Below are 20,710 nucleotides of genomic sequence, written 5' to 3' on the forward strand. Positions count from 1 at the left end.
TACCTTAATAATATCAATGTAAAAAAATATTCTAACAAATTTTAGCTCATAGTTTAAACCCGCAAAAGCGGGTAAAAATTAATATAGAGGAGCTGCTTCAATAATAGCAGGAGTGAAAAACATCAGCTCGTAAAGCTCTAAAAATAACGCAGGATCATCAAGAGTACATTGTTGTATACCGAAACGATCTTCTAGAGCAAGTTGAGGGTTACGTACGATAACCATACACTCTGTCCCTCCAAGTACCAAAGAACGAATTTGAACAGCTGAAGTAGTTGTAGGCATGATAGAAAAAATAGTTTCCAATTTTCCATCTTCTAGGTCTTGCTTACAAGACTTACCTCCAAAAAAACCACTCTCTAAAATAGCCAAACATAAATCCTCGTTTAACGGATTAACAAACTGCACATAACCAAACGGTAATTTATCAGCTAGGGTATCTTTTTTCTTAAGCTCATCACTAAGTATAATTTCTCTTAAAAGCCAATTTTGATCTTCTAATCTTTCAGATGTGTTTCTAAAAGGACTTAATGAAATTCCTGTCTCAAGAGATCTTATGGCAAACATCGGGGTAAAATCTGGCAAATCTCCTTTTGATGGTTCAAGTCCAAAACAAAAACAAAAATAAAAAAGCAGTAAAAATAATTTCTTTTTCATCATGTCTCCTTTTTTAAAATCTTCTAAAATTTACTGGAAAATGATCTGAAGCCAAAAAACTTCTAAGTCCAGCCAATGCTAAAACAGCAATAAAAGGAGGTGGTGTATATATAGAACCTCTGTTTGAATTTCCAGTTACTGCATAATCAATCACATTACCGCTTGTCTGAGTTGATGATGGAGGAGAAACAAAATTGATTCTAGACATCAAATCAGGATCAAGTAAAGAAGCAAGAGCGGCTGGATTTCTGTTAAAGTCTCCTAAAATCATCCAGTTAATTTGCGGCATATTTCTAAAATACATATCCACAGCAGCTACAATAGCTCCTGCATCGTTACCCCCTCTTGCTAAAGCATGTATACTAAAAAATACATCATTACCTATACGAATTCCTATAATTGGTCTTGATGCTACTGTTGGGGGAGGCAACACAATAACCTCATCAGCCTGCCTTCTACTTACAATAGCCATATTTACACGATTTGCTCCAACATCAATCCTAGAATAATAAATAAAAACAGAATTTGGTCGACTCAAAGAACCTAAATTCCACTCATACTCATGTATAGGAATTCCAACTCCAGCGGGTTGAACTTGTCTTGAAGTCATCATTGCAGTAGAAGGTAAAACTCCCGCTTCTTGGACAGCTAATATATCCAAAGGATTATCCCCACTTATAAGCTGCCTAATACTTATATTCCATTTACTTTCTGTTGCAGCTGAAGATCCTTGTAAATTCCAAGTGCCTACATTATAATCGTCCAAATTTGCAAAAAGCAAACTTATACTAAATAGCAATATTGATATTTTTTTCATTTTCTTCCTTTACTTTTTCATATAAGGCGTCTTAGCAGTAAAAGCTGGAGCTGTAATATACCATTGTCTGTCTAAATTTTTTTCTTTAGAGCGTAGACAGTTTGTTAAAAAAATTCCAAAATAACTTAAACGATAATCCCTCATAACATCCCCAATTGAATTTTGAATACACTTTTGTGTTGCAAAATTTTGAATCTGAAAGGAACCATTATTCATAGGAAAAAGCTTCCAAAACTGAGCATAATTACTTTGATCACATGGATAATGCACAATACCGTTACCATATGCATTTAAACATGTATTTGTTTTTGCATTCTTTATCATAACCATGTCATCTGGAAATTCTATAAGCTGCCACACTCTTGCATCTCCAAAAGGTCTACTATTATATAAACTATAACCCCAAATCCAATTTCCTGGATTTAAAGCCCACACAGTTAAAACAGCACCATTTGGGCTCATAATAGTAACAAAATCGCTTGGAAAACCACGGTTTTCAAATACTGAAGTCTGACTAAAAGACCCATTTGATGTTAATCTTGGTAAAGGTCCTTTTATAGGGTTATCTCCCTTAAAAGTATTCGTTTTTATAAGTGGTGGCTCAAGCGGTATGGCTGGAAATTTCTTCCCTTCTACCAAAGATACTTCTTTTTGTTTTGCAGGTGGTGTTGGATTTTTACCTATATTCAAAGGATCACTATCATTCACTACACCCAAAGAACGCCCTAAAGGATTAAATTGCTCTTTAGAAGAGCATCCTATAAAGAATGTTATCAATATACTTAGAATCATTATAAATTTAACTTTTTGCATTTTTACTCCTCAATTTAATTTTATATATTACCATAATTTAAAATAAATTTTGATATAAAATATCATTTAATAATTTTTTCTTGACTTTATAAAATATTTAAAAAATGAATTGTTATAATTTATTAATTTTTGGTACAAAAAAAGGGGAAATTATGGATATTGTTCAAAGGTTTATAAACTACACTAAAATTAACACCACTACAAGTAGAGAAAATGGCGCTAAGGGTATTATGCCATCAAGTCTCAATCAAATGGAGCTTGCAAAATTACTCGAAAAAGAACTACAAGAGTTAGGTTTAAAAGACATCAAAAGAAGAGAAAACACCATTACCACAGCTCTTTTGCCAGCAAACACTCCAAATGCTCCTAAAATAGCTTTTTTCGCGCATTTAGATACAAGTATGGAGCAAACTAACGATACCAAAGCACAAATTACTAAGTATCAAGGTGGGGATATATGCTTAAATAAAAACTTAGATCTTTATTTAAAAGAAAGTGAATTTAAAGAACTTAAAAACTACATAGGAGATGATATTATCCACACTGATGGCACAAGTTTGCTTGGAGCTGATGATAAAGCAGCTATTGCAGCTATTATGGATATGCTTGAGTTTTTTGTTAAAAATCCTGATATTAGACATGGTGATATTTATGCTTGCTTTTTACCTGATGAAGAACAAGGTTTAAGAGGGGCAAAAGCTTTTGATATAAAAGAAATTAATGCTGACTTTGGATATTGTTTAGATTGTTGTGAGATAGGAGAGTTTATTTATGAAAATTGGAATGCAGGAGATTGTGAAGTAGAATTTATAGGAAAATCTGCTCATCCTATGAGCGCCAAAGGAAAATTAGTTAATTCTTTACTTTTAGCACATAAATTTATCTCTATGCTTCCAAATGGTGAAGCACCTGAATATACAGAAAACAAAGAAGGATATTTTTGGGTTAAAGAACTCAAAGGAAATAGCGCTAAAACTATTTTAAAAATAGATATTAGAGAATTTGATGATGAAAAATACAAACAAAGAATGCAATTTTTGCAAGATTTAAGCAATAGTTTTAAAAAGCTATACGGAGAAGAAAGAATTAACATTAAACTCAATGATCGTTATAAAAATGTCTTTAATAGTCTAAAAACAACCGAATCTTTGCCTATTAAACTTGCTTTGCAAGCTTATAAAAATTTAAATATCAAAACTAAAATCATTCCTATGCGTGGAGGATATGATGGAGCAGTGCTTTCAGAAAAAGGCTTACCTTGTCCAAATATCTTTACCGGAGCACATAATTTTCATTCTATTTATGAGTATTTACCTGTTAAATCTTTAAAAGCAGCAAGCAAAGTTATACAAGAAATCATCATCCTAGCTGCAAAATAAATTTAAGCCTTAAAAGGCTTAAATTTACAACAACACAAAAGCAATTACAACTACTGAAATAACACAACCTAAAGCAGTTCTTTTAACAATTTCTAAAGGACTAACCCCTGCTATAGCTGAAACGATAATACAAGCTCCCAAAATAGGCGAAAGGTATCTTCCAAGCACTGCTGACATTGCCACTGCAGTACCAAGTTTAACTTGATCAAAACCAAGATCTTGAGCATGAATAGTTACAGCCTTGTTAAATGCCATAGCAGCAGCATCACCACTACCTGTAACCATAGCCATTAAAAATGGTATAAAAGTTCCACCAAAACGCACATAATGTTGTTCATTTTTAAGCCATTCTATGATGATATCAATCACCCCGCATGCTTTCAAACCCGCAACAAAAACACTAGCAGCTATGATAATCCCTATAATCTCTGCATAAGATTTTCCCATACCATTAAAAAACTCTTTAAAAATACTATCGGGCTTACTCATAGTTACTACTAAAGCTATAATCGCCCCTAAAAGCATAGCTTCGGCAACTCCAACTTGTTTTGTCCATGTTAAAAACTCATAATCATTTAAAGGACTTGCACCTATAATTAGCACAATTAAAGGCACTAAAGGCATAAGTGCATAAAATACATTTACTTTTTCAATATTATCTTCAGTCTTGTTTTGATTTGCCACTTCAAAAACTTGTCCTTTTTGATAATCTTTAAAAACCACCGCCATAATCATCAAAGAAATCATCACTATCACCCCTGCTGTTAATGCATTTGGAGTTTGAGTTAAAACAATTTCTTGTATATTTTTCCCTGAAATTTCTGAAATCAAAGCAGTATGTGATACACCTGGACTTAAAATTCCTCCTATAGTTCCACAAAGCACTGTTGCTGCTGCCATGGCAGGCTTTATACCCGAAGCCATTAAAAGCGGTATTAAAGTCGCACCAACTGCTGCTGAACATCCTGCTGCTGAAGGTATAGCTATAGCGATAAAAAAAGTCACCATAAAAGCAAGTGGAATTAAGAAAAATCCTACATTTTTCAAAGGTGTTGTAAGTAGTTTAACTAAATGTTTATCGCATTTAGTCACTTTCATCACAAAAGCAAAACCCATACTTGCACAAATTGCCTTAATCAAGGCAGGTTGCACCATAGCATGCGTAAAAGCACTCAAAGCTTCAATGGGCTTAAGTGAAATCAAGCATAAAATAAAACCAACACTAATTAAAGCTGTTTTTGTTTCTACTTTTTTAATAAGCAAATAAACCACAGCCACAATACCAAAAATCGCAGCTAAAAGATAAAAAGTTTGCATTTTTCTCCTTTAGATTTTAGTTGTTTGATTAACTTTTAAATATTCCACATTAAAAGGATAACTTAGCTTTAACACATCATGATGACCTATGATTTTTAAGCTACCATCTTGCACTTTTAATGCAGAACCCTCCGGTATAGCATAAACAATGTCTTTTGGATTAGTTATCAAAAATTCCTCCAAACGCTCCTCTCTACTTTCTCCATTGTGTCCAGGAATTTTCCCACCAATAAAATGTGGGTTGATTTGATAAGGAAAAACCCCTAAACTATCAAAACTTTTTGGCATAATAATAGGCATATCATTAGTTGTTTTTATACTAAGTCCTGCTATGTTTGAGCCTGCACTCCAACCTATATAACAAACCCCTTTTTCAATACGCTCTTTTAACACTTCAAGCAAATCATTTTCATATAATTTATGCAAAAGCATAAAACTATTGCCACCACCTACTAAAAAAACCTTTGCATTTAAAATCGCTTCTTTTAAATTTTCAAAATGGTGCAAAGATTTGATATTATCTTTTTTCAAGCCTTCTTTTACCCTAGCCTCATAAGCATCATAAGTCCTTCTAACTCCTGCATAAGGTATAAAAAGAATTTCTTCATCTACCATAGAATTTTCTTTTAAAAAATCATCTATAAATTCTCTAGTATGACTTAAATACGCACTATCTTTATAACCAGAAGCACTAAAAAGTAAAAGTTTTGACATCATTCTTTCCTTTAAAAAAATTAATCAAAACTATAATTTTAATATTTAAAAAATGAAAAAACAATTTAGCAATAAAAAATATTGTATTACTTGTGTTAAAATTTAAAAAAAGGAAAAAATATGAAAGAAATTTTAATAACAAACGATGATGGTTATGAAAGTGAAGGCTTAAAAAAGCTTATTAAAATGCTAAGAAAGCATTTTAAAGCTAAAATTACCATAGTAGCTCCTGCTAGTGAAAAATCAGCATGCTCACACTCCATAACACTAACCAAACCTTTGAGATTTCACAAGGTTGGTAAAAGATTTTACAAGCTTGATGATGGCACGCCTGCAGATTGCGTTTATCTAGCTTTGCATGCTTTATACAAAAAGCGTTTGCCTGATCTTGTCATAAGTGGGATCAATAAAGGTGCTAATGTAGGTGAAGATATAACCTACTCAGGAACTTGCGCAGGTGCTATGGAAGCTGTGCTTCATGGAATTCCTGCCATTGCTTTATCACAATTTTACAAAGATAATCAAAAAGAGCTTGATTATAAACTTGCTTTAAAGCTTACTAAAAAAATAGTCAAAAATATCTTTGAAAAGGGCTTTCCTTTAGATAAAAAAGAATTTTTAAATATCAACTTTCCTTCTAGCAAAACAGCCTTTCAAGGCTTAAAAATTTGCAAAGCAGGTAAAAGAATTTATAGTTATGAAGCACACTCAAATACAAATCCAAGAGGCGTAGAATACTACTGGCTAGCTGCTGCTAATCTTGATCATGAAAATGAAAAAGACTCAGACATAGCACTTTTAAAACAAGGCTATGCCACAATAACCCCTATAATGCTTGATCTAACAGCGTATAAACAAATGAAAAATCTCAAAAAATGGATGAAAAATGGATAGATACACGCGTATAAAATGGCTTGTTAATGAAGAAAATTTTATCAAAATTCAAAACACTAAAGTTTTAGTTTGTGGTTTAGGTGGAGTTGGTGGAATTTGTGTTGATGCACTTTTTAGAAGTGGCTTTAGCAATCTAACATTAATCGATGCGGATAAATTTGAAACTACTAATCAAAACCGCCAACTTCATAGTGAAAATATAGGCATAGAAAAAGCTAAGGTTTTTGAACGCATTTACAATGCCAAAGGTATAGTTAGCAAAATCGATGATGAGTTTTTAAAAAGTTTTGATCTAAGTGAGTTTGATTTAATCATCGATGCGATTGATGATATACCTGCTAAGGTTGCTTTGGCTAATTTAGTTGATTTAAAAAAGCAAATTTTTATCTCATCAACCGGTGGAGCTAGAAAGCTTGATCCAACGCGTATTAAAACGACAAGCATATTTAAAACACATGGCGATGCCCTAGCTAAAAAATTCCGTTATGAGCTTAGAAAATCAGGATTTAAAGGGGATTTTGATGTGGTATTTTCAGATGAAGAAGCTCATTGTAAAGATCTTGGCTCATTTATGGGTGTGACAGCCTCTTTTGGACTTGCTTTAGCTTCTTTGGCTTTAAGGAAAGTGCTTGATAAGAAAGCTTGATATAAAAGACTTAGCTTCTTGTATCAAGCTTTTTAAACAAAGCGTATCTACCCTTTGTAAAAATGATTACACAAAAGAACAAATTCATGCATGGACTAATATAGACCAAAAAGCTTGGGAGGAAAAATTTCAAAATCAACTAGGCTTTGTTTATGAAGAAAAAGGTCAAATCATATCTTTTATAAGTATAAATTTAGAAGAAAAAACGCTCGATCTTTGCTTTGCTCATGCAAACTATGCTCATCAAGGTTATGGCAAAGCTTTGTTAGAATTTGCTCTTAAAAACTACCCTTATAGTGAAATTTATACTTTTGCTAGCCTTAGTGCTAAAAATTTCTTTTTAAAAGCAGGATTTAAAATCATCAAAGAAAACATTGCTATAAGAGATCAACAAGAATTAAAAAATTTTTTAATGAAAAAGGAAATAAATTGAAAAAATTACTTTTGCTTTTTAGTCTTTTTTGCTCTTTTGCTTTGGCAAATGAAAATTTAAAAGATCTTTTTAAAGATTACAATGAAAGTGGGGTTTTTGTAGCTTATGATGGCAAAAATTATTATAGTAATGATTTTACAAAAGCAAACAAACGCATTCTACCTGCCTCTACTTTTAAAATTTTCAATGCTCTAATCGCACTCAATGAAGGCGTTGTGAAAAATACTAATGAGATTTTTTATCATTACAAAGGCGAAAAAGTATTTTTACCCTCTTGGAAAAATGACGCAAATTTAGCCCTAGCTATGCAAAGATCTCAAGTTCCTGCTTATAAAGAACTAGCTAGAAAAATAGGCTTGGAAAAAATGCAAAAAAACTTAAATAAACTCAACTATGGCAATCAAAAAATAAGCAAAATCGATGAATTTTGGCTTGATGATTCTTTGCAAATTAGTCCTAAAGAGCAATCTACTTTACTTTTTAAACTAGCAAATTTAGCACTAGATTATCCTAAAAATATACAAAAAGAAGTGCTTGATATCATTAAATTAAAGGAAAATAATCAATATGAGTTTTTTGCAAAAACAGGCTGGGGTAAAGAAAAATACGGACAAATCGTAGGTTTTATAAAAGATAAAAAAACTCATCAAATTTATGCTTTTGCTTTATGTATGGACATAAGTGATTTTAACAAGCTTTATCTAAGAGAAGAATTAGCAAAAAAATATCTATCAAATTTAACAAACTTGACACATAAAAAATAAAGGATGATAAGTCAAGGTATTTTGAAATTCTTTTTCATAGTTTTTTAAAAATGCCTTGCTTATGAAAAATTTTTCATTCAAAGCATTTACCCCGCTTAATTTCAAATGTCTAAAAAGCTCTAAAGTATCATCAAATTTTAGCTCTTTTAACTCTTCTTTTGCCTTTATGATCTTAAAATTTTTAGAAAGCTTTTGCGCCATTTGCTCTAAAGTTAAATATTCAAGTGATAAATTAGTGCTTTGCTTTATTTGAGTGAAATTTTTTTCTCCAAAAGTAGAAAAAAGCAAAATCCCATTTTTATTTAACATATTTGCAAGATTTTCTAAAAGCTCATCTATCTTTAGCCACTGCACGCAAGCATTTGAAGCTATAAGATCAAATTTTTTCATATAAAAATGATGATTTTTAAGCTCATTCATATCAAAAACACCAAATTCATCAAACTTACAAGGATTTTCAAAAGGATAAATATCATTTAAAAAATAATGCTTAAATTTAATACACTCTTGCAAAGCCTTGCTAAAAACCCCTACCCCACAGCCAAACTCAAACACCGCTTCAAAATCTCTAAAATCATTCTCACTAAGCATTTTGCAAAGTTCTTTAGCCATGTCTTTTTGCACAGGTGTATTTGCGCTATAAGTGTCTTTTGCTCTTATGAAAGTTTGCAAAGCTCTTCCCAAGTGTGGTATTTAAAAAATGCAAAATGTGGCTCATCAATAAACATTACCTTTTCTTTGAAAAAATTAAAAGCATGCTTTGGTGGAAAGATTTTATCATCTTTGCTAATTATGGCTTTATCCCAAGTGAAATTTTCATTTAAGTCTTTAGTGCAAAACTCATATAAACTTAAAAGTTCTGCTTTTAAATGCTCGTTTTTTTCAAAGTAAAATTCATCACTTAAACTCATTCTTTTCTCAAGTAAATTTAATTTAAAATCCTCTAAAGCAAATCTTTTCATCGTAAGTTTAAAAATAACTTCTTTAATTCCAAATTCATCATTTATAGGCAAATTTGTGCCATTTATAGCTATTTTTTTATAAAAATTTATATCTTTTAAAATTTTACTCGCCACACAAACTCCCATAGAAAAGCCAATAAGAGTGATTTTTTCAAAATTATGAAGATCAAATTCCCAATCAAAACTCGTATAATCATACACCATTAAAACATTTACATCACTTTTTAAATGCGTAAAATGACTAAAATGCGAGCAAAACCCTGAAAAAAACAAAATCAACTCGGATGAATTTGCATTTTCATGTAAAAAATGAGTTTTCAAAGTACCTCCAAAACCTTTTCTAAATCTTTTTTCACTAATCCAGCATGCAAAGAAAAACGAATTCTAGCTGTATTTTTGACCACAGTTGGCTCTTTAATAGCAGGTGCAAAAAAACCATTTTCTAAAAGTTTTTGAGAAATTTCACTAGCTAATGCATTTTGCCCTAAAATAAAAGATATCACATAAGCCTCGCCTAAAACTGCACCTTTACTTGCTAAAGCATTTTTAAACCAAGCACTTAATTCTAAGAGCTCTTTTCTTTGAGCACTAAATTCATACAAATGCCTAAAAACATGTAAAGTCCAAGCTACATTGATAGGCGCAATGGCAGTTGAATATATAAAGGCCCTTGCTTTGTTGATAAAAAAATCTTTTTCATCACTTATCATACAAGCTCCCATAGAAGCTATAGCTTTTCCAAAAGTAAAAACTAAAAAATCCACCTCCTTTTCTAAGCCCAAAAATTTCACATAACCCAAACCATCATCATTAAAACACCCTATGCTATGGGCTTCATCGATGTAAATTTTGATATTTTTAAACTCTTTTTTTAAATTTACAAATTCTTTTATAGGTGCAAAATCCCCATCCATACTAAATAAAGCTTCACTTATGATAATGATATTTTCAAATTCTTTATAATGCTTTTGCACTAAGCTTTGTAAATGCTTTATATCATTGTGTTTAAATCTTATAAATTTAGCCCCACCAAGCCTTAAACCATCAATGATACTTGCATGCACTTGCTTATCTGCTAAAAATAAAGTATTTTTAATGCTTGCTAAAGCTTGTAAACAGCTAACATTTAGGGCATAGCCGTTGTTAAAATGCAAAATTTTTTTGCCTAATTTAGCTTCTAAAAAGCTTTCAAATTCATCAAAAATCGCATAATTTCCACTCAAGCTTCTTGAACTTGAACTAGAAAATTCAAATTCTTTTAAATGCGTTAAAAAGTCTTTCTTTAATGCTTTTTCATTGCTTAAATTTAAATAATTATTGCTCGCTAAATTTAGTAATTTTTGCTCATTATAAACGACATATTTTCCCTCGTGCTTTAATGAGCGTAGAATTCTAAAATTATCTTGTTGTTTTAACTCATCTAAAATTTGTGCAATTTGCATTATTGTTTAAGCCTTGCGTAGTTTTCACAACCCTCATCACTTTTTAAATCACAAGCCTTGCCAAAATATTCTAAAGCCTTAGAAGTATCTTTTCTAATACCTTTGCCATTTTCATACATAATAGCAAGATTAAAGCAACCTAAGTTATCGTTTAAACTACAAACTTTTTGATAAAATTCTACCGCTTTGAAATTATCTTTTTTTACACCATAACCATTTGCATACATATACCCAAGGTGAGAACAACCTACATTATCATTCAATTTGCAAGCCTTTTGATAAAATTCTACTGCTTTGAAATTATCTTTTTCAACACCTTTTCCATCTTCATACATAACACCAAGATTAGAGCAACTGATTCCACTATTCAAATCACAAGCCTGTTGCGAATACTTTATGGCATTGGTGTAATCACCACTTTCATAAGCTTTAAATCCTTTTGCAACCAAATTCTCTTGCGAATATACAAAATTTAAAAATAAAATCGCTAAGATAATCAAAACTTTTTTCATACTTTACCTCTAAATTTAAGATAAAAGCTAATTATATAAATATTTTCTAAATAATCCTTTTTCATTTTAAAGCATAAATTTGAGTAAAAATTGTAGTATCATTAGCAATAAAAATCAAAGAAGTAAAAATGAATTTAAAAGAACTAGACTTAAAACACATTTGGCACCCTTGCACGCAAATGAGCGATCATGAGTTTTTACCTTTAATACCTATAAAAAAAGCCAAAGGAATATATTTGTATGATTTTGATGAAAAATCTTACATAGACTGCATTAGCTCTTGGTGGGTAAATATCTTTGGCCATTGTAATGAATATATCAATGAAAAAATCAAAAATCAGCTTCAAAATTTAGAGCATGTTTTGCTTGCAGGCTTTTCACATGAGCCTATCATAAAGCTTTCACAAAGACTTTGTGAGCTTTTACCTTTTGATAAATGCTTTTTTGCAGACAATGGTAGTTCAGCCATAGAAGTGGCTTTAAAAATGAGTTTTCAATACCACTTAAACAATGATGGTTCTAAAAAGGATAAATTCCTATCACTTAGCAATTCTTACCATGGAGAAACTTTAGGCGCATTAAGCGTTGGCGATGTAGCACTTTATAAAAAAACCTATGAGCCTTTACTTTTAAAAAGTATCACAACGCCTGTGCCAACAAGCAAAGACTATACAAAAGAACTTGAAATTTTAGAAAGCATTTTAAAAAATCATCATCATGAAATTTGTGCTTTTATACTTGAGCCTTTACTTCAATGTGCAGGCAATATGCACATGTATGAGCTTGGGTATTTAGATGAGGCGGTTAAACTTGCTAAAGATTATGGCGTGCAAGTGATATTTGATGAGATAGCCACAGGTTTTGGACGCACGGGAGAGATGTTTGCGCTTGATTATTGCTCACAAAGCATTGATTATATATGTCTTTCTAAAGCTATCACAGGTGGGTATTTACCACTTTCAGTGGTGCTTACTAAAGATGAAATTTATGAGAAATTTTATGATAGCTATGAGAGTCAAAAGGCCTTTTTACACTCTCACTCTTACACGGGTAATGCCCTAGCTTGTGCAGCGGCTAATGCTACTTTGGATATTTTTGAAAAAGAAAATATCATCGCAAAAAATAAAATCAAAAGTGCTTTTATAAAAACTCAATGGGAGAGTTTAAAAGAATTTGACTTTTTAGGAAATTTTAGAAATTTAGGCATGGTAAGTGCATTTGATATACAAAAAAGCAAATACCAAAGAGCAGGACTTGAAGTCTTTCAAAGAGCCTTAGAAAAAGGCTTACTTTTAAGACCACTTGGAAATACAATTTACTTCATGCCACCATATGTTATAAATGAAGATGAAATTAATTATGTAGTGCAGTCTTTAAGAGAGATTTTCAAGGATTTTTGAAAGCTAAAAAAACCAAAAAATAGGATATATAATGAGTAAAGAGCAGTATAAACTATTCACAAAAGGCGAAGAATATATATCTAACATGCTTTATAATGGACTTAGTAGAGATTATGAAATTTATGAGCAACCGAAAATCAACTATAAGAACAAATTATATATACCTGATTTTATTATTTATCATAAAAATAAAGGTATTTTTATAATAGAGGTTAAAGATTGGAAATTAGAAAATTTTAGTTTTACTGAAAATAATAACTGTAAAAACAAACTTATTAACAATAAAATCTATCCTGAAATAGTTTATAAAAATAATAAAAAAATCAAAAATCCAATACAACAAACTAATGAATATAAAAATATAATATCAAATTTTTTAAAAAATAATTTTATCCCAATATATGAAATTCTTTATTTTCACAACGCTACTACAAAAGATATTCTAGAAAAAATAGACAATAAAGGTATAAAAATTTTTGGAAAAAATAACGCAAACGAGCTATTTAATTTTATTACATTTTACATACAATGTAAAAATTATTATACTTGTGATAACTTTAGGAAGCTTTTTTTAAAAAATATACATAAAGTAGAACATGGAAAAAACATAACACTAACAAATCAACAAAAATATTATATTGAAGACAAACCTAATACTTGGAACAGAATAAAAGGTGTTGCAGGGAGTGGAAAGAGTTTGATTATAGCACACAGAGCAGCAAATATAGCCTCAAAAGGTAAAAAAGTTTTAGTAATTTGTTATAACAAAACATTAAAACAATATTTAAAAGCACAAATTAACGATGTGAGAAAAGAATTTGATTGGAATTTGATAGACATAGATCACTTTCATGGCTTATTGTTTAACTTTATAAAAAATAGCGACATATCATTACAATATACAAAATCTTTTGAAAATAATGAAAAAGAAGCTTTAGAAAATGCAAATTATATTTTACAATCAGAAGATTTTTCAAATTCTAGATATTATGATGCTATCTTAATTGATGAAGCTCAAGATTTTAAACAAAAATGGTTTGATTTTTATTATATTTTCTAAAAGACAACGGGCAAGTAATGGTCGTTGCAGATGATAAGCAAAATATATATGATAGAGAAATTTCATGGATTGGAAATATGAACAATAAAGGGTATAAATTTAAGGGGCAATGGGGGAAATTAAATATGAATATACGACAATACAATTTCCCTGAAATTTTAATAGAAGCCTATAGGTTTTATGTGTTTTATCTTAGTGGTTATTTGATAAAATCAAACAAAAATTTTGGTGAAACTCTAGAACCTCCTATAATTAATACTCAAAACGCGGATAGCTCTTTAATTAGAGAGCTTTATTGGTGCAATATAGAAAAAAATAATTACACTGAAATGGTTTTCAGGGCTTATAATTTTCTATTAAAGCACAATTCTCCAAAAAATATTGTAATTTTAACATCTAATCACGAGGAAGTTGATATTATAAAAAAATATTTCAAAGAAAAAAATGTTTCAGTTGAAGATATGATAAACAACAAAGAATATTTTTCTTTTACAAGTGATAACGTTAAAATTTCAACTATCAAAAGCTTCAAAGGAATGCAATTGCAATGTGTGATTTTTCTAACAAGTACTACAAAAACCGAACTAAGTGACTTTGAGACTTATATAGCGCTAACTAGACCTAGTTATACATGCATAGTTTTAAATAGAATTCCAGAATATGAACTTTTTGGAAAAGAATGGGAAAAATATAACAAAATCAATTTTATTTAAAAAATTTATTTAATTGAACAAATACTATTTTTAATATTTTCACACACTTTATCATCAAATTCTATGATAGGAATTTTAGCGTAATTACTTATAAAATCCTTGCTAAAGTTATCTTGGGTTTTTAAGATTAAAGCAAGGATTTTAATATCTCTTTGTTTTAGTGCTTCTATACTTAAAAGTGTATGATTGATACTTCCTAGATAGTCTTTTGCGACTAAAATCGTAGGGTACTTAAACGCACTCATATAATCAATCATTGTTTTTTCATCATCAAGGGGCGAAAAAAGCCCACCAGCTAGCTCGATGATGAGTTTATCACTTTGTGGAATTTGTATATCAAAGGCTTTATAGCTTAAATTTTCTAAAATCCTACCTTTGTGCGGGGAAGCAGGGGTTTGTAAAAACACACCTTCTTTAAAAATCTTAGTTTTTGGACTAAACTCAGCTACTACCTCGCTATCTTTTGGCGTGCCTGCTTGGATAAGCTTAAAATAATCAAAATCCAATTCCTTACAAAGTCTAGCACTTAGATAAGTTTTACCAACATCTGTGTCTATACCACTAATGTATATTTTCATTTTAAGTCTATGAAAGTATTTTTAAACCCACAGTACAAGCAATGATAAGAGCAATTAAAAAAAGCTTTAAAAAGCTTTTACTTTCTTTATAAAAAAGCACTCCGATGATAACCCCACCTGCGGTTCCAGCTCCTGTCCATATAGAATAAGCCACACTCATAGCAATGCTTTGCATACTAAGGCTTAAAAACCCAAACGAAAAACCAAAACACACTATCAAAGCTAAAAGATAAAGCTTATTTTTAGTGCTTACAAGTTGTTTCATGATAATCACACCAAAAATTTCAAAAGCAGTCGCTAAAAATAAAAAAAACCATTCCATTATTTAGCTTCCTTGCTAATGATTTTAAGGCCTATGATACTTAAAAGCAAAATGGCTATTAAAGCAAGCTTAGTAATGGAAGTTGGCTCATTAAAAATAAACATCTCATTAAGCACCACTCCAACTGTGCCAATACCCACAAAGACACTATAAGCAATACTTACTTCAAGTCTTTCGCAAGCTTTTAAAAAACATGTAAAAGATATGCTTACACCAATAGCTGTTAAAGCATAATGCCAAATTTCAGTTGAGTATTTTAAACCACTCACCCAAAAACACTCAACCAAACCACCTAAAATCACCATAAACCAACCAAAATTAGAGCTTATTTTTGTTCTTTCTATCATAATCTACCTTTTTTTCAAAAGCGCAAATTATAACTAAAAATTTACAAAATAAAAATTTAAATAAAAAAATAATTTTAAATAAAAATCTATTATATTTATAAATATTTTTAATATTTTTATAATATTAATTTATATTTAATTTTTATTATTATAAAATTTATAGCTTACAACAAAGGAGAATACATGAAATTTTTAGCAGGCAGCAAAAAGGCTTTATTGACATTAGCTAGTTTAGCATTTTTAACAAGCAATAATATTTTTGCAAAAGATTTTGAACCTATTATCGTTATACATGGTGGAACAAGTGGCTTAGGACTTACCAAAGAAGAATTTGCCAAAAGAGAAAAGGTAATGAAAGAATCTTTAAAAGCGGGTCAAAGCATACTTAAAAAAGGTGGAAGTTCGGTTGATGCAGTTATAGCTGCCATTAAAGTAATGGAAGATAGTCCTGAATTTAATGCTGGAAAAGGCGCTGTTTTTACTTCTGATGGATTTAATGAACTTGACGCATCATTAATGGATGGAAAAAATTTAAAAGCAGGTGCAATTGCTATGGCTAGGACGATTAAAAACCCAATAGAAGCAGCAAGACTTGTTATGGAAAAAACACCTCACACCTTAATAGCAGGCGAAGGTGCTGATAAATTAGCCAAAAAACATGGTTTAGAAATAGTGGGACAAAAATACTTCTTTACAGAGCACAGATATAAACAACTTCAAGAAGCTAAAAAAGTAAAGAAATTTTATTAGATAGTGATAAAGCAAAAGCTCATCTTGGTATAAGCACCGAGCCATATTTAGGGACAGTAGGTGCGATAGCTTTAGATAAAAACGGCAACCTAGCAGCAGGCACAAGCACAGGTGGCACTACAAATAAAATGACAGGACGCATTGGGGATTCTCCTATCATAGGGGCAGGAAATTACGCAAATAATGACTCAGTAGCGATTTCTTGTACAGGAACAGGCGATATTTACATAAGAGTGGCTGCAGCTCATGAGGTTGCATCTTTATATAAATACAAAAAACTCTCAGTGCAAAAAGCAGCCGAAGAAACTATCAAGCAAGTTGCAAAACTTGGTGGTACAGGCGGAATCATATCGATAGATAAAAATGGAAAAGTTGGTTATGCTTGGACTAAAGATAAACTTGGAATGTATCATGGACAAGCAAAAATCGGTGAAGAACCAAAAGTATTTTGGCCGCTTGGAAAATAATTAGCGTAACTTAACTTTTTTAACGCCTCGAAGTTTAAAAATCTTTGAGGCTCCACTTTCAAAAAACTTTTCATCTACTATTTTATCTGCATTTTGCATAGCCCAATTTAGATCAAATTTTTTTCCATGAAGATTTGCAGAAGTAGAATAAAGCCAATCAAACTCTTTTAAAAAATTCTCATGAGCACAATCTTTCACAACGCGTATTGCTTTAAAATTAGGATATAAAAAAGTAGTTTTTTTGGATTTTCTAATAGTATTTTTAAAATGATTTGGCACTCTTGTAAGTTTTTTAAGCTCGCTAAATTTAGCTGTGGTAATCAAACAATCCTGACTTAAAGGCCTTTTTTTTAAAGTATTAAGGGCTTTTAAGTCCTTGCTTAAAAACCCTGCTGTTGTATCAGTTTGAGCAAGATAAATCATGCTTTTAAGTATTCTTGCAAGCTCTTTACTTCAAGGCATGATTTATTTTGTATAGCTTTAATCGCTTTAGCACCTGCATACGCTGCTCTTAGGTTTGTAAAATACGGGGTTTTAAAGCGTAAAATATTTGCTCTAATTTTTTTAGTATCACCTTTAAAGCTATGCTCATCGCTTGTATTAATGGCAAGTTGAATTTGAGAATTTTTTAACTTATCCTCTACATTTGGGCGTCCTTCAGAAATTTTATGCACAAACTCACACTCCAAACCTGCTTCTTGTAAAATTTTATAAGTTCCACTTGTAGCAATGATTTTAAATCCTAGCTTAATGTATTCATTAGCTAAATCTACTGCGTATTTTTTATCTTGTTCTCTTAATGATAAAAATACATTGCCACTTTCTGGTAAGAAATTTGAAGAAGCAAGTTGGCTTTTTGCGTAAGAGTTTTCAAAATCTTTGCTTACTCCCATAACTTCGCCGGTTGAGCGCATTTCAGGCCCAAGCTCAAGGTCACTTCCACTAAGTTTAGCAAAAGGAAATACCACTGATTTTACACTAATGTGTTTTGGTTTTTTAGCTCTTAAAATTCCATTTTTTTCCTCTACCACTTTAAAGGTATCATAAAATTTCAAACTTTCTCTTAAATTTCCTTGCCACATCACGCGCGTTGCAACCTTAGCTAAAGGAATTCCCGTAGCTTTACTCACAAAAGGCACAGTTCTGCTAGCTCTTGGATTAACTTCTATCATATAAAGTTTATTATCATGAATAGCAAATTGTATATTTAAAAGCCCTACTACACCTAAATTTAAAGCAATATCTTTTGTTTTTTGCTCAATCATTTCAAGCATAGCCTCATCGATATTGACAGCAGGTAAAGAGCAAGCACTATCGCCTGAATGAATACCTGCTTCTTCAATATGCTCCATAATACCTGCTACATAAACTTCTTTTCCATCACTTATTGCATCTACATCAAGTTCAGTAGCATTGTCTAAAAATTGATCGATTAATACCGGGGATTTATCACTCACATCTACGGCTTCTTGCATATAAAGTCTAAGCTCACTCTCATCATGTACAACACGCATTGCACGACCACCCAAAACATAGCTTGGTCTAACAAGCACAGGATAACCTATCTCATTTGCTTTTATAATCGCTTCTTCTACACTTATAGCTGTGCCATTTTTAGGTTGATTTATGCCTAAATCTTCGATAAATTTAGCAAATTTCTTTCTATCTTCAGCTAAATCTATCACCCTTGCACTTGTTCCTATGATCTTTGCTCCAAAAGCACTAAGGCGTTTTGCAAATTTAAGCGGAGTTTGACCACCAAAATGCACTATCACTCCATCTGGTCTTTCTCTATCAATAACCGCTCTTAAATGCTCAAAATCAATCGGCTCAAAGTATAAAATATCACTTGTGTCATAATCTGTCGAAACCGTTTCTGGATTACAATTATACATTATAGTTTTTACGCCCATATCTTTTAGAGCAAAAGAAGCATGCACACAAGCATAATCAAACTCAATGCCTTGTCCTATGCGGTTTGGCCCACCACCTATAATCATTACTTTTTTATCTTTTTTATCTTTACTTTCTTTTACTTGTGTAGCTTCATTTGCATTGATACTTGAGTATAAATACGGAGTTAATGCTTCAAATTCGCCTGCGCAAGTATCTACTTCGCTATATTGAGCGATGATTTTATGTTTAATTCTTGCATAATAAATATCATTTTGGCTTAACTCAAGATTATCTTTTTGATTAATTAAGCTAGCGATTTTTTTATCTGAAAAACCTAAGGTTTTGGCTTTTCTTAATAGTTGTTTATTGCTTAAAATATCCATATCAATTTGATTTTCAAATTCCACTATTTCTTTGATTTGATTTAAAAACCAAGGATCTATTTTGCAAAGCTCAAAAAGCTCTTGTGTGCTAAAACCTTCTCTAAAAGCTTGTGCTATATAAAGCAAGCGTTTTTCATTAGCTTGGCGAATTTTTGCCAAAAGCTCATTTTTATCACATTCTATAGTATCAAACCCACTTAAATTTCTCTCAAGTGAGTAAAGTGCTTTTTGAATGCTTTCTTTAAAAGTTCTTCCTATAGCCATAACCTCACCCACGCTTTTCATAGCAGTGCCAAGCTCTGTGTTTGCATTTGGGAATTTTTCAAAAGTAAAACGAGGAATTTTGGTTACGATATAATCAATTACCGGTTCAAATGAAGCAGGAGTGCCTGTGATGTCGTTTTTAATCTCATCTAAACTAAATCCAACTGCTAAAAGCGTAGCTACCTTAGCTATAGGATAACCCGTTGCTTTACTAGCTAAGGCTGAAGATCTTGAAACCCTAGGATTCATTTCAATAACTATCATTCTACCATTAGTTGGGTTGATAGCAAATTGCACATTTGACCCACCTGTATCTACTCCGATTTCTCTTAAAATAGCAAAAGAGGCATTACGCATTGCTTGGTATTCTTTATCAGTCAAAGTTAAAGCAGGGGCTATAGTAATAGAATCACCCGTATGAACTCCCATAGGATCAACATTTTCAATAGAGCAAACGATAATACAATTATCATTTTTATCTCTAATGACTTCCATTTCATATTCTTTCCAACCAAGTAAGCTTTCTTCGATTAAAATTTCATGGATAGGGCTTAGTGCTAAAGCAGTATTTGCAAGTTCTGCAAACTCATCCATATTATACACCACGCCACTTCCTGCACCACCTAAAGTAAAAGAAGCTCTAATCATCAAAGGAAAACCAATCTCATCAACAGCTTTTAAAGCCTCTTCATAATTATACGCATACATAGATTTTGGCAAATCCATGCCAATTTTTTTCATACATTCTTTAAAGACTTGTCTATCTTCGCCTTTTTTTATCGCCTCAGGATTTGCACCTAAAAACTTGACATCTGCAAGCTCGCCACTTTCATAAACTTCCATAGCAACATTCAAAGCAACTTGGCCACCCATAGTAGGTAAAATCGCATCGATTTTTTCTTTTTTGATAATACTTAGAATACTTTCTTTGGTAATTGGTTCTATATAAGTTGCATCAGCAAATTCAGGATCTGTCATGATCGTAGCTGGATTAGAATTGATCAAAACTACTCTATAACCTAGCTCTTTTAAGGTTTTTGCCGCTTGAGTCCCTGAGTAATCAAACTCACAAGCTTGACCTATAACGATAGGTCCACTGCCTATCAATAATATATTTTTGATATCTGTTCTTTTTGGCATGTATTTTCCTAAGCTGAATTTTTAGCCAAATTATAACAAA

24 protein-coding genes are annotated in these 20,710 nt (G+C 31.3%); 10 read left to right on the forward strand and 14 right to left on the reverse strand.

Translation table 11 applies throughout. The annotated features are described in order from the left end of the window. Positions 1–78 precede the first annotated feature (78 nt). The 3 genes from ACOTVC_RS03445 to ACOTVC_RS03455 are packed head-to-tail and all read right to left on the reverse strand — an operon-like array spanning position 79 to position 2,287. Positions 79–657 (reverse strand): cytolethal distending toxin subunit A, encoded by a 579-nt coding sequence (locus tag ACOTVC_RS03445; protein WP_087685436.1) that lies wholly within the window; start codon positions 655–657, stop codon positions 79–81. Positions 658–670: 13 nt separating this feature from the next. Continuing rightward, positions 671–1,474, reverse strand: coding sequence for a cytolethal distending toxin subunit B family protein (locus tag ACOTVC_RS03450; RefSeq protein ID WP_214116068.1), 804 nt, complete (start codon positions 1,472–1,474; stop codon positions 671–673). Positions 1,475–1,483: 9 nt separating this feature from the next. Next, positions 1,484–2,287, reverse strand: a complete 804-nt coding sequence (locus tag ACOTVC_RS03455; protein ID WP_039642298.1) for a cytolethal distending toxin subunit A/C — start codon at positions 2,285–2,287, stop codon at positions 1,484–1,486. Positions 2,288–2,439: 152 nt separating this feature from the next. Here ACOTVC_RS03455 and pepT point away from each other — a divergent pair, with 152 nt between their 5' ends. Beyond that, positions 2,440–3,666 (forward strand): peptidase T, encoded by a 1,227-nt coding sequence (gene pepT, locus ACOTVC_RS03460; protein ID WP_214116066.1) that lies wholly within the window; start codon positions 2,440–2,442, stop codon positions 3,664–3,666. Positions 3,667–3,690: 24 nt separating this feature from the next. Here the strand turns inward: pepT and dcuC are convergent, their stop codons facing one another. Both dcuC and pepE read right to left on the reverse strand, forming a co-directional pair. Further along, a complete protein-coding gene (dcuC, locus tag ACOTVC_RS03465) occupies positions 3,691–4,983 on the reverse strand; it encodes a C4-dicarboxylate transporter DcuC (RefSeq protein ID WP_214116064.1) in 1,293 nt (430 codons plus the stop codon). 9 nt (positions 4,984–4,992) lie between these two features. After that, positions 4,993–5,697 carry a dipeptidase PepE gene (gene pepE / locus ACOTVC_RS03470; protein ID WP_214116063.1) on the reverse strand — a complete coding sequence of 235 codons (705 nt, stop codon included), beginning with the start codon at positions 5,695–5,697 and terminating at the stop codon, positions 4,993–4,995. A 120-nt stretch (positions 5,698–5,817) separates the two neighbouring features. Between pepE and surE the strand changes: the two genes are divergently transcribed. The 4 genes from surE to blaOXA are packed head-to-tail and all read left to right on the forward strand — an operon-like array spanning position 5,818 to position 8,434. Then, entirely contained in the window at positions 5,818–6,591 is a 774-nt protein-coding gene (surE, locus tag ACOTVC_RS03475; protein ID WP_039627068.1) for a 5'/3'-nucleotidase SurE, read from the forward strand. After that, positions 6,584–7,237, forward strand: a complete 654-nt coding sequence (locus tag ACOTVC_RS03480) for a ThiF family adenylyltransferase (RefSeq protein ID WP_214116062.1) — start codon at positions 6,584–6,586, stop codon at positions 7,235–7,237. The genes surE and ACOTVC_RS03480 overlap by 8 nt, the downstream gene beginning before the upstream one ends. Continuing rightward, the gene (locus ACOTVC_RS03485; RefSeq protein WP_421627719.1) at positions 7,221–7,670 is read left to right on the forward strand and encodes a GNAT family N-acetyltransferase; all 450 of its coding nucleotides are present in this window, start codon (positions 7,221–7,223) and stop codon (positions 7,668–7,670) included. Before ACOTVC_RS03480 ends, ACOTVC_RS03485 begins: the two co-directional genes overlap by 17 nt. After that, positions 7,667–8,434, forward strand: a complete 768-nt coding sequence (gene blaOXA, locus ACOTVC_RS03490) for an OXA-493 family class D beta-lactamase (RefSeq protein ID WP_421627721.1) — start codon at positions 7,667–7,669, stop codon at positions 8,432–8,434. Before ACOTVC_RS03485 ends, blaOXA begins: the two co-directional genes overlap by 4 nt. On the opposite strand, the gene ACOTVC_RS03495 is transcribed toward blaOXA, so the two are convergent. Genes ACOTVC_RS03495 through ACOTVC_RS03510 form a run of 4 tightly spaced genes read right to left on the reverse strand, consistent with a single transcriptional unit; the run spans position 8,408 to position 11,350 of the window. Continuing rightward, positions 8,408–9,106 (reverse strand): methyltransferase domain-containing protein, encoded by a 699-nt coding sequence (locus ACOTVC_RS03495; protein WP_214116059.1) that lies wholly within the window; start codon positions 9,104–9,106, stop codon positions 8,408–8,410. The two genes, blaOXA and ACOTVC_RS03495, sit on opposite strands and share 27 nt — an antisense overlap. Then, positions 9,091–9,717, reverse strand: coding sequence for a pimeloyl-ACP methyl esterase BioG family protein (locus tag ACOTVC_RS03500; RefSeq protein ID WP_214116058.1), 627 nt, complete (start codon positions 9,715–9,717; stop codon positions 9,091–9,093). The genes ACOTVC_RS03495 and ACOTVC_RS03500 overlap by 16 nt, the downstream gene beginning before the upstream one ends. Next, complete coding sequence (locus ACOTVC_RS03505; protein WP_214116057.1) at positions 9,714–10,838, reverse strand: aminotransferase class I/II-fold pyridoxal phosphate-dependent enzyme; 1,125 nt, start codon at positions 10,836–10,838, stop codon at positions 9,714–9,716. Before ACOTVC_RS03505 ends, ACOTVC_RS03500 begins: the two co-directional genes overlap by 4 nt. Continuing rightward, the gene (locus ACOTVC_RS03510) at positions 10,838–11,350 is read right to left on the reverse strand and encodes a tetratricopeptide repeat protein (RefSeq protein ID WP_421627723.1); all 513 of its coding nucleotides are present in this window, start codon (positions 11,348–11,350) and stop codon (positions 10,838–10,840) included. The genes ACOTVC_RS03505 and ACOTVC_RS03510 overlap by 1 nt, the downstream gene beginning before the upstream one ends. 128 nt (positions 11,351–11,478) lie before the next feature. Between ACOTVC_RS03510 and ACOTVC_RS03515 the strand changes: the two genes are divergently transcribed. The 3 genes from ACOTVC_RS03515 to ACOTVC_RS03525 are packed head-to-tail and all read left to right on the forward strand — an operon-like array spanning position 11,479 to position 14,523. Beyond that, positions 11,479–12,750 carry an adenosylmethionine--8-amino-7-oxononanoate transaminase gene (locus ACOTVC_RS03515; RefSeq protein ID WP_214116053.1) on the forward strand — a complete coding sequence of 424 codons (1,272 nt, stop codon included), beginning with the start codon at positions 11,479–11,481 and terminating at the stop codon, positions 12,748–12,750. 31 nt (positions 12,751–12,781) lie between these two features. Then, positions 12,782–13,810, forward strand: coding sequence for an NERD domain-containing protein (locus ACOTVC_RS03520; RefSeq protein ID WP_421627724.1), 1,029 nt, complete (start codon positions 12,782–12,784; stop codon positions 13,808–13,810). 17 nt (positions 13,811–13,827) lie between these two features. Continuing rightward, entirely contained in the window at positions 13,828–14,523 is a 696-nt protein-coding gene (locus tag ACOTVC_RS03525) for an AAA domain-containing protein (RefSeq protein ID WP_257933249.1), read from the forward strand. 5 nt (positions 14,524–14,528) lie between these two features. Here the strand turns inward: ACOTVC_RS03525 and bioD are convergent, their stop codons facing one another. Genes bioD through ACOTVC_RS03540 form a run of 3 tightly spaced genes read right to left on the reverse strand, consistent with a single transcriptional unit; the run spans position 14,529 to position 15,770 of the window. Then, a complete protein-coding gene (gene bioD, locus ACOTVC_RS03530) occupies positions 14,529–15,101 on the reverse strand; it encodes a dethiobiotin synthase (protein ID WP_087685449.1) in 573 nt (190 codons plus the stop codon). A gap of 7 nt (positions 15,102–15,108) precedes the next feature. Then, on the reverse strand, positions 15,109–15,423 hold the full coding sequence (locus ACOTVC_RS03535; RefSeq protein ID WP_039619256.1) for a DMT family transporter: 315 nt from the start codon (positions 15,421–15,423) through the stop codon (positions 15,109–15,111). Further along, positions 15,423–15,770, reverse strand: coding sequence for a DMT family transporter (locus tag ACOTVC_RS03540; protein WP_039619258.1), 348 nt, complete (start codon positions 15,768–15,770; stop codon positions 15,423–15,425). The genes ACOTVC_RS03535 and ACOTVC_RS03540 overlap by 1 nt, the downstream gene beginning before the upstream one ends. 183 nt (positions 15,771–15,953) lie before the next feature. Between ACOTVC_RS03540 and ACOTVC_RS03545 the strand changes: the two genes are divergently transcribed. Together ACOTVC_RS03545 and ACOTVC_RS03550 are read left to right on the forward strand one after the other, a co-directional pair. Then, the gene (locus ACOTVC_RS03545) at positions 15,954–16,520 is read left to right on the forward strand and encodes an isoaspartyl peptidase/L-asparaginase (RefSeq protein WP_421627726.1); all 567 of its coding nucleotides are present in this window, start codon (positions 15,954–15,956) and stop codon (positions 16,518–16,520) included. A gap of 65 nt (positions 16,521–16,585) precedes the next feature. Continuing rightward, positions 16,586–16,987, forward strand: a complete 402-nt coding sequence (locus ACOTVC_RS03550) for an isoaspartyl peptidase/L-asparaginase (RefSeq protein WP_421627759.1) — start codon at positions 16,586–16,588, stop codon at positions 16,985–16,987. Here the strand turns inward: ACOTVC_RS03550 and ACOTVC_RS03555 are convergent, their stop codons facing one another. Next, positions 16,988–17,410: a Sua5 YciO YrdC YwlC family protein gene (locus tag ACOTVC_RS03555; RefSeq protein ID WP_087689870.1), complete on the reverse strand. Its 423-nt coding sequence runs from the start codon at positions 17,408–17,410 to the stop codon at positions 16,988–16,990. Continuing rightward, positions 17,407–20,670 carry a carbamoyl-phosphate synthase large subunit gene (gene carB / locus ACOTVC_RS03560; protein ID WP_214116641.1) on the reverse strand — a complete coding sequence of 1,088 codons (3,264 nt, stop codon included), beginning with the start codon at positions 20,668–20,670 and terminating at the stop codon, positions 17,407–17,409. Before carB ends, ACOTVC_RS03555 begins: the two co-directional genes overlap by 4 nt. Positions 20,671–20,710 lie beyond the last annotated feature (40 nt).

Source organism: Campylobacter sp. GB48, assembly GCF_049221845.1.
Taxonomy (GTDB): Bacteria; Campylobacterota; Campylobacteria; order Campylobacterales; family Campylobacteraceae; genus Campylobacter_D; species Campylobacter_D lari_C.

What these genes read in the sequence shown, in the direction of transcription:
- ACOTVC_RS03445 (WP_087685436.1), bottom strand. Translation starts at nt 657, where the DNA reads ATGAAAAAGAAATTATTTTTACTGCTTTTTTATTTTTGTTTTTGTTTT.
- dcuC (WP_214116064.1), bottom strand. Translation starts at nt 4,983, where the DNA reads ATGCAAACTTTTTATCTTTTAGCTGCGATTTTTGGTATTGTGGCTGTG.
- ACOTVC_RS03455 (WP_039642298.1), bottom strand. Translation starts at nt 2,287, where the DNA reads ATGCAAAAAGTTAAATTTATAATGATTCTAAGTATATTGATAACATTC.
- ACOTVC_RS03540 (WP_039619258.1), bottom strand. Translation starts at nt 15,770, where the DNA reads ATGATAGAAAGAACAAAAATAAGCTCTAATTTTGGTTGGTTTATGGTG.
- pepE (WP_214116063.1), bottom strand. Translation starts at nt 5,697, where the DNA reads ATGTCAAAACTTTTACTTTTTAGTGCTTCTGGTTATAAAGATAGTGCG.
- ACOTVC_RS03515 (WP_214116053.1), top strand. Translation starts at nt 11,479, where the DNA reads ATGAATTTAAAAGAACTAGACTTAAAACACATTTGGCACCCTTGCACG.
- ACOTVC_RS03525 (WP_257933249.1), top strand. Translation starts at nt 13,828, where the DNA reads ATGGTCGTTGCAGATGATAAGCAAAATATATATGATAGAGAAATTTCA.
- ACOTVC_RS03520 (WP_421627724.1), top strand. Translation starts at nt 12,782, where the DNA reads ATGAGTAAAGAGCAGTATAAACTATTCACAAAAGGCGAAGAATATATA.
- ACOTVC_RS03510 (WP_421627723.1), bottom strand. Translation starts at nt 11,350, where the DNA reads ATGAAAAAAGTTTTGATTATCTTAGCGATTTTATTTTTAAATTTTGTA.
- bioD (WP_087685449.1), bottom strand. Translation starts at nt 15,101, where the DNA reads ATGAAAATATACATTAGTGGTATAGACACAGATGTTGGTAAAACTTAT.
- ACOTVC_RS03545 (WP_421627726.1), top strand. Translation starts at nt 15,954, where the DNA reads ATGAAATTTTTAGCAGGCAGCAAAAAGGCTTTATTGACATTAGCTAGT.
- ACOTVC_RS03535 (WP_039619256.1), bottom strand. Translation starts at nt 15,423, where the DNA reads ATGGAATGGTTTTTTTTATTTTTAGCGACTGCTTTTGAAATTTTTGGT.
- ACOTVC_RS03505 (WP_214116057.1), bottom strand. Translation starts at nt 10,838, where the DNA reads ATGCAAATTGCACAAATTTTAGATGAGTTAAAACAACAAGATAATTTT.
- surE (WP_039627068.1), top strand. Translation starts at nt 5,818, where the DNA reads ATGAAAGAAATTTTAATAACAAACGATGATGGTTATGAAAGTGAAGGC.
- ACOTVC_RS03555 (WP_087689870.1), bottom strand. Translation starts at nt 17,410, where the DNA reads ATGATTTATCTTGCTCAAACTGATACAACAGCAGGGTTTTTAAGCAAG.
- carB (WP_214116641.1), bottom strand. Translation starts at nt 20,670, where the DNA reads ATGCCAAAAAGAACAGATATCAAAAATATATTATTGATAGGCAGTGGA.
- ACOTVC_RS03480 (WP_214116062.1), top strand. Translation starts at nt 6,584, where the DNA reads ATGGATAGATACACGCGTATAAAATGGCTTGTTAATGAAGAAAATTTT.
- pepT (WP_214116066.1), top strand. Translation starts at nt 2,440, where the DNA reads ATGGATATTGTTCAAAGGTTTATAAACTACACTAAAATTAACACCACT.
- ACOTVC_RS03450 (WP_214116068.1), bottom strand. Translation starts at nt 1,474, where the DNA reads ATGAAAAAAATATCAATATTGCTATTTAGTATAAGTTTGCTTTTTGCA.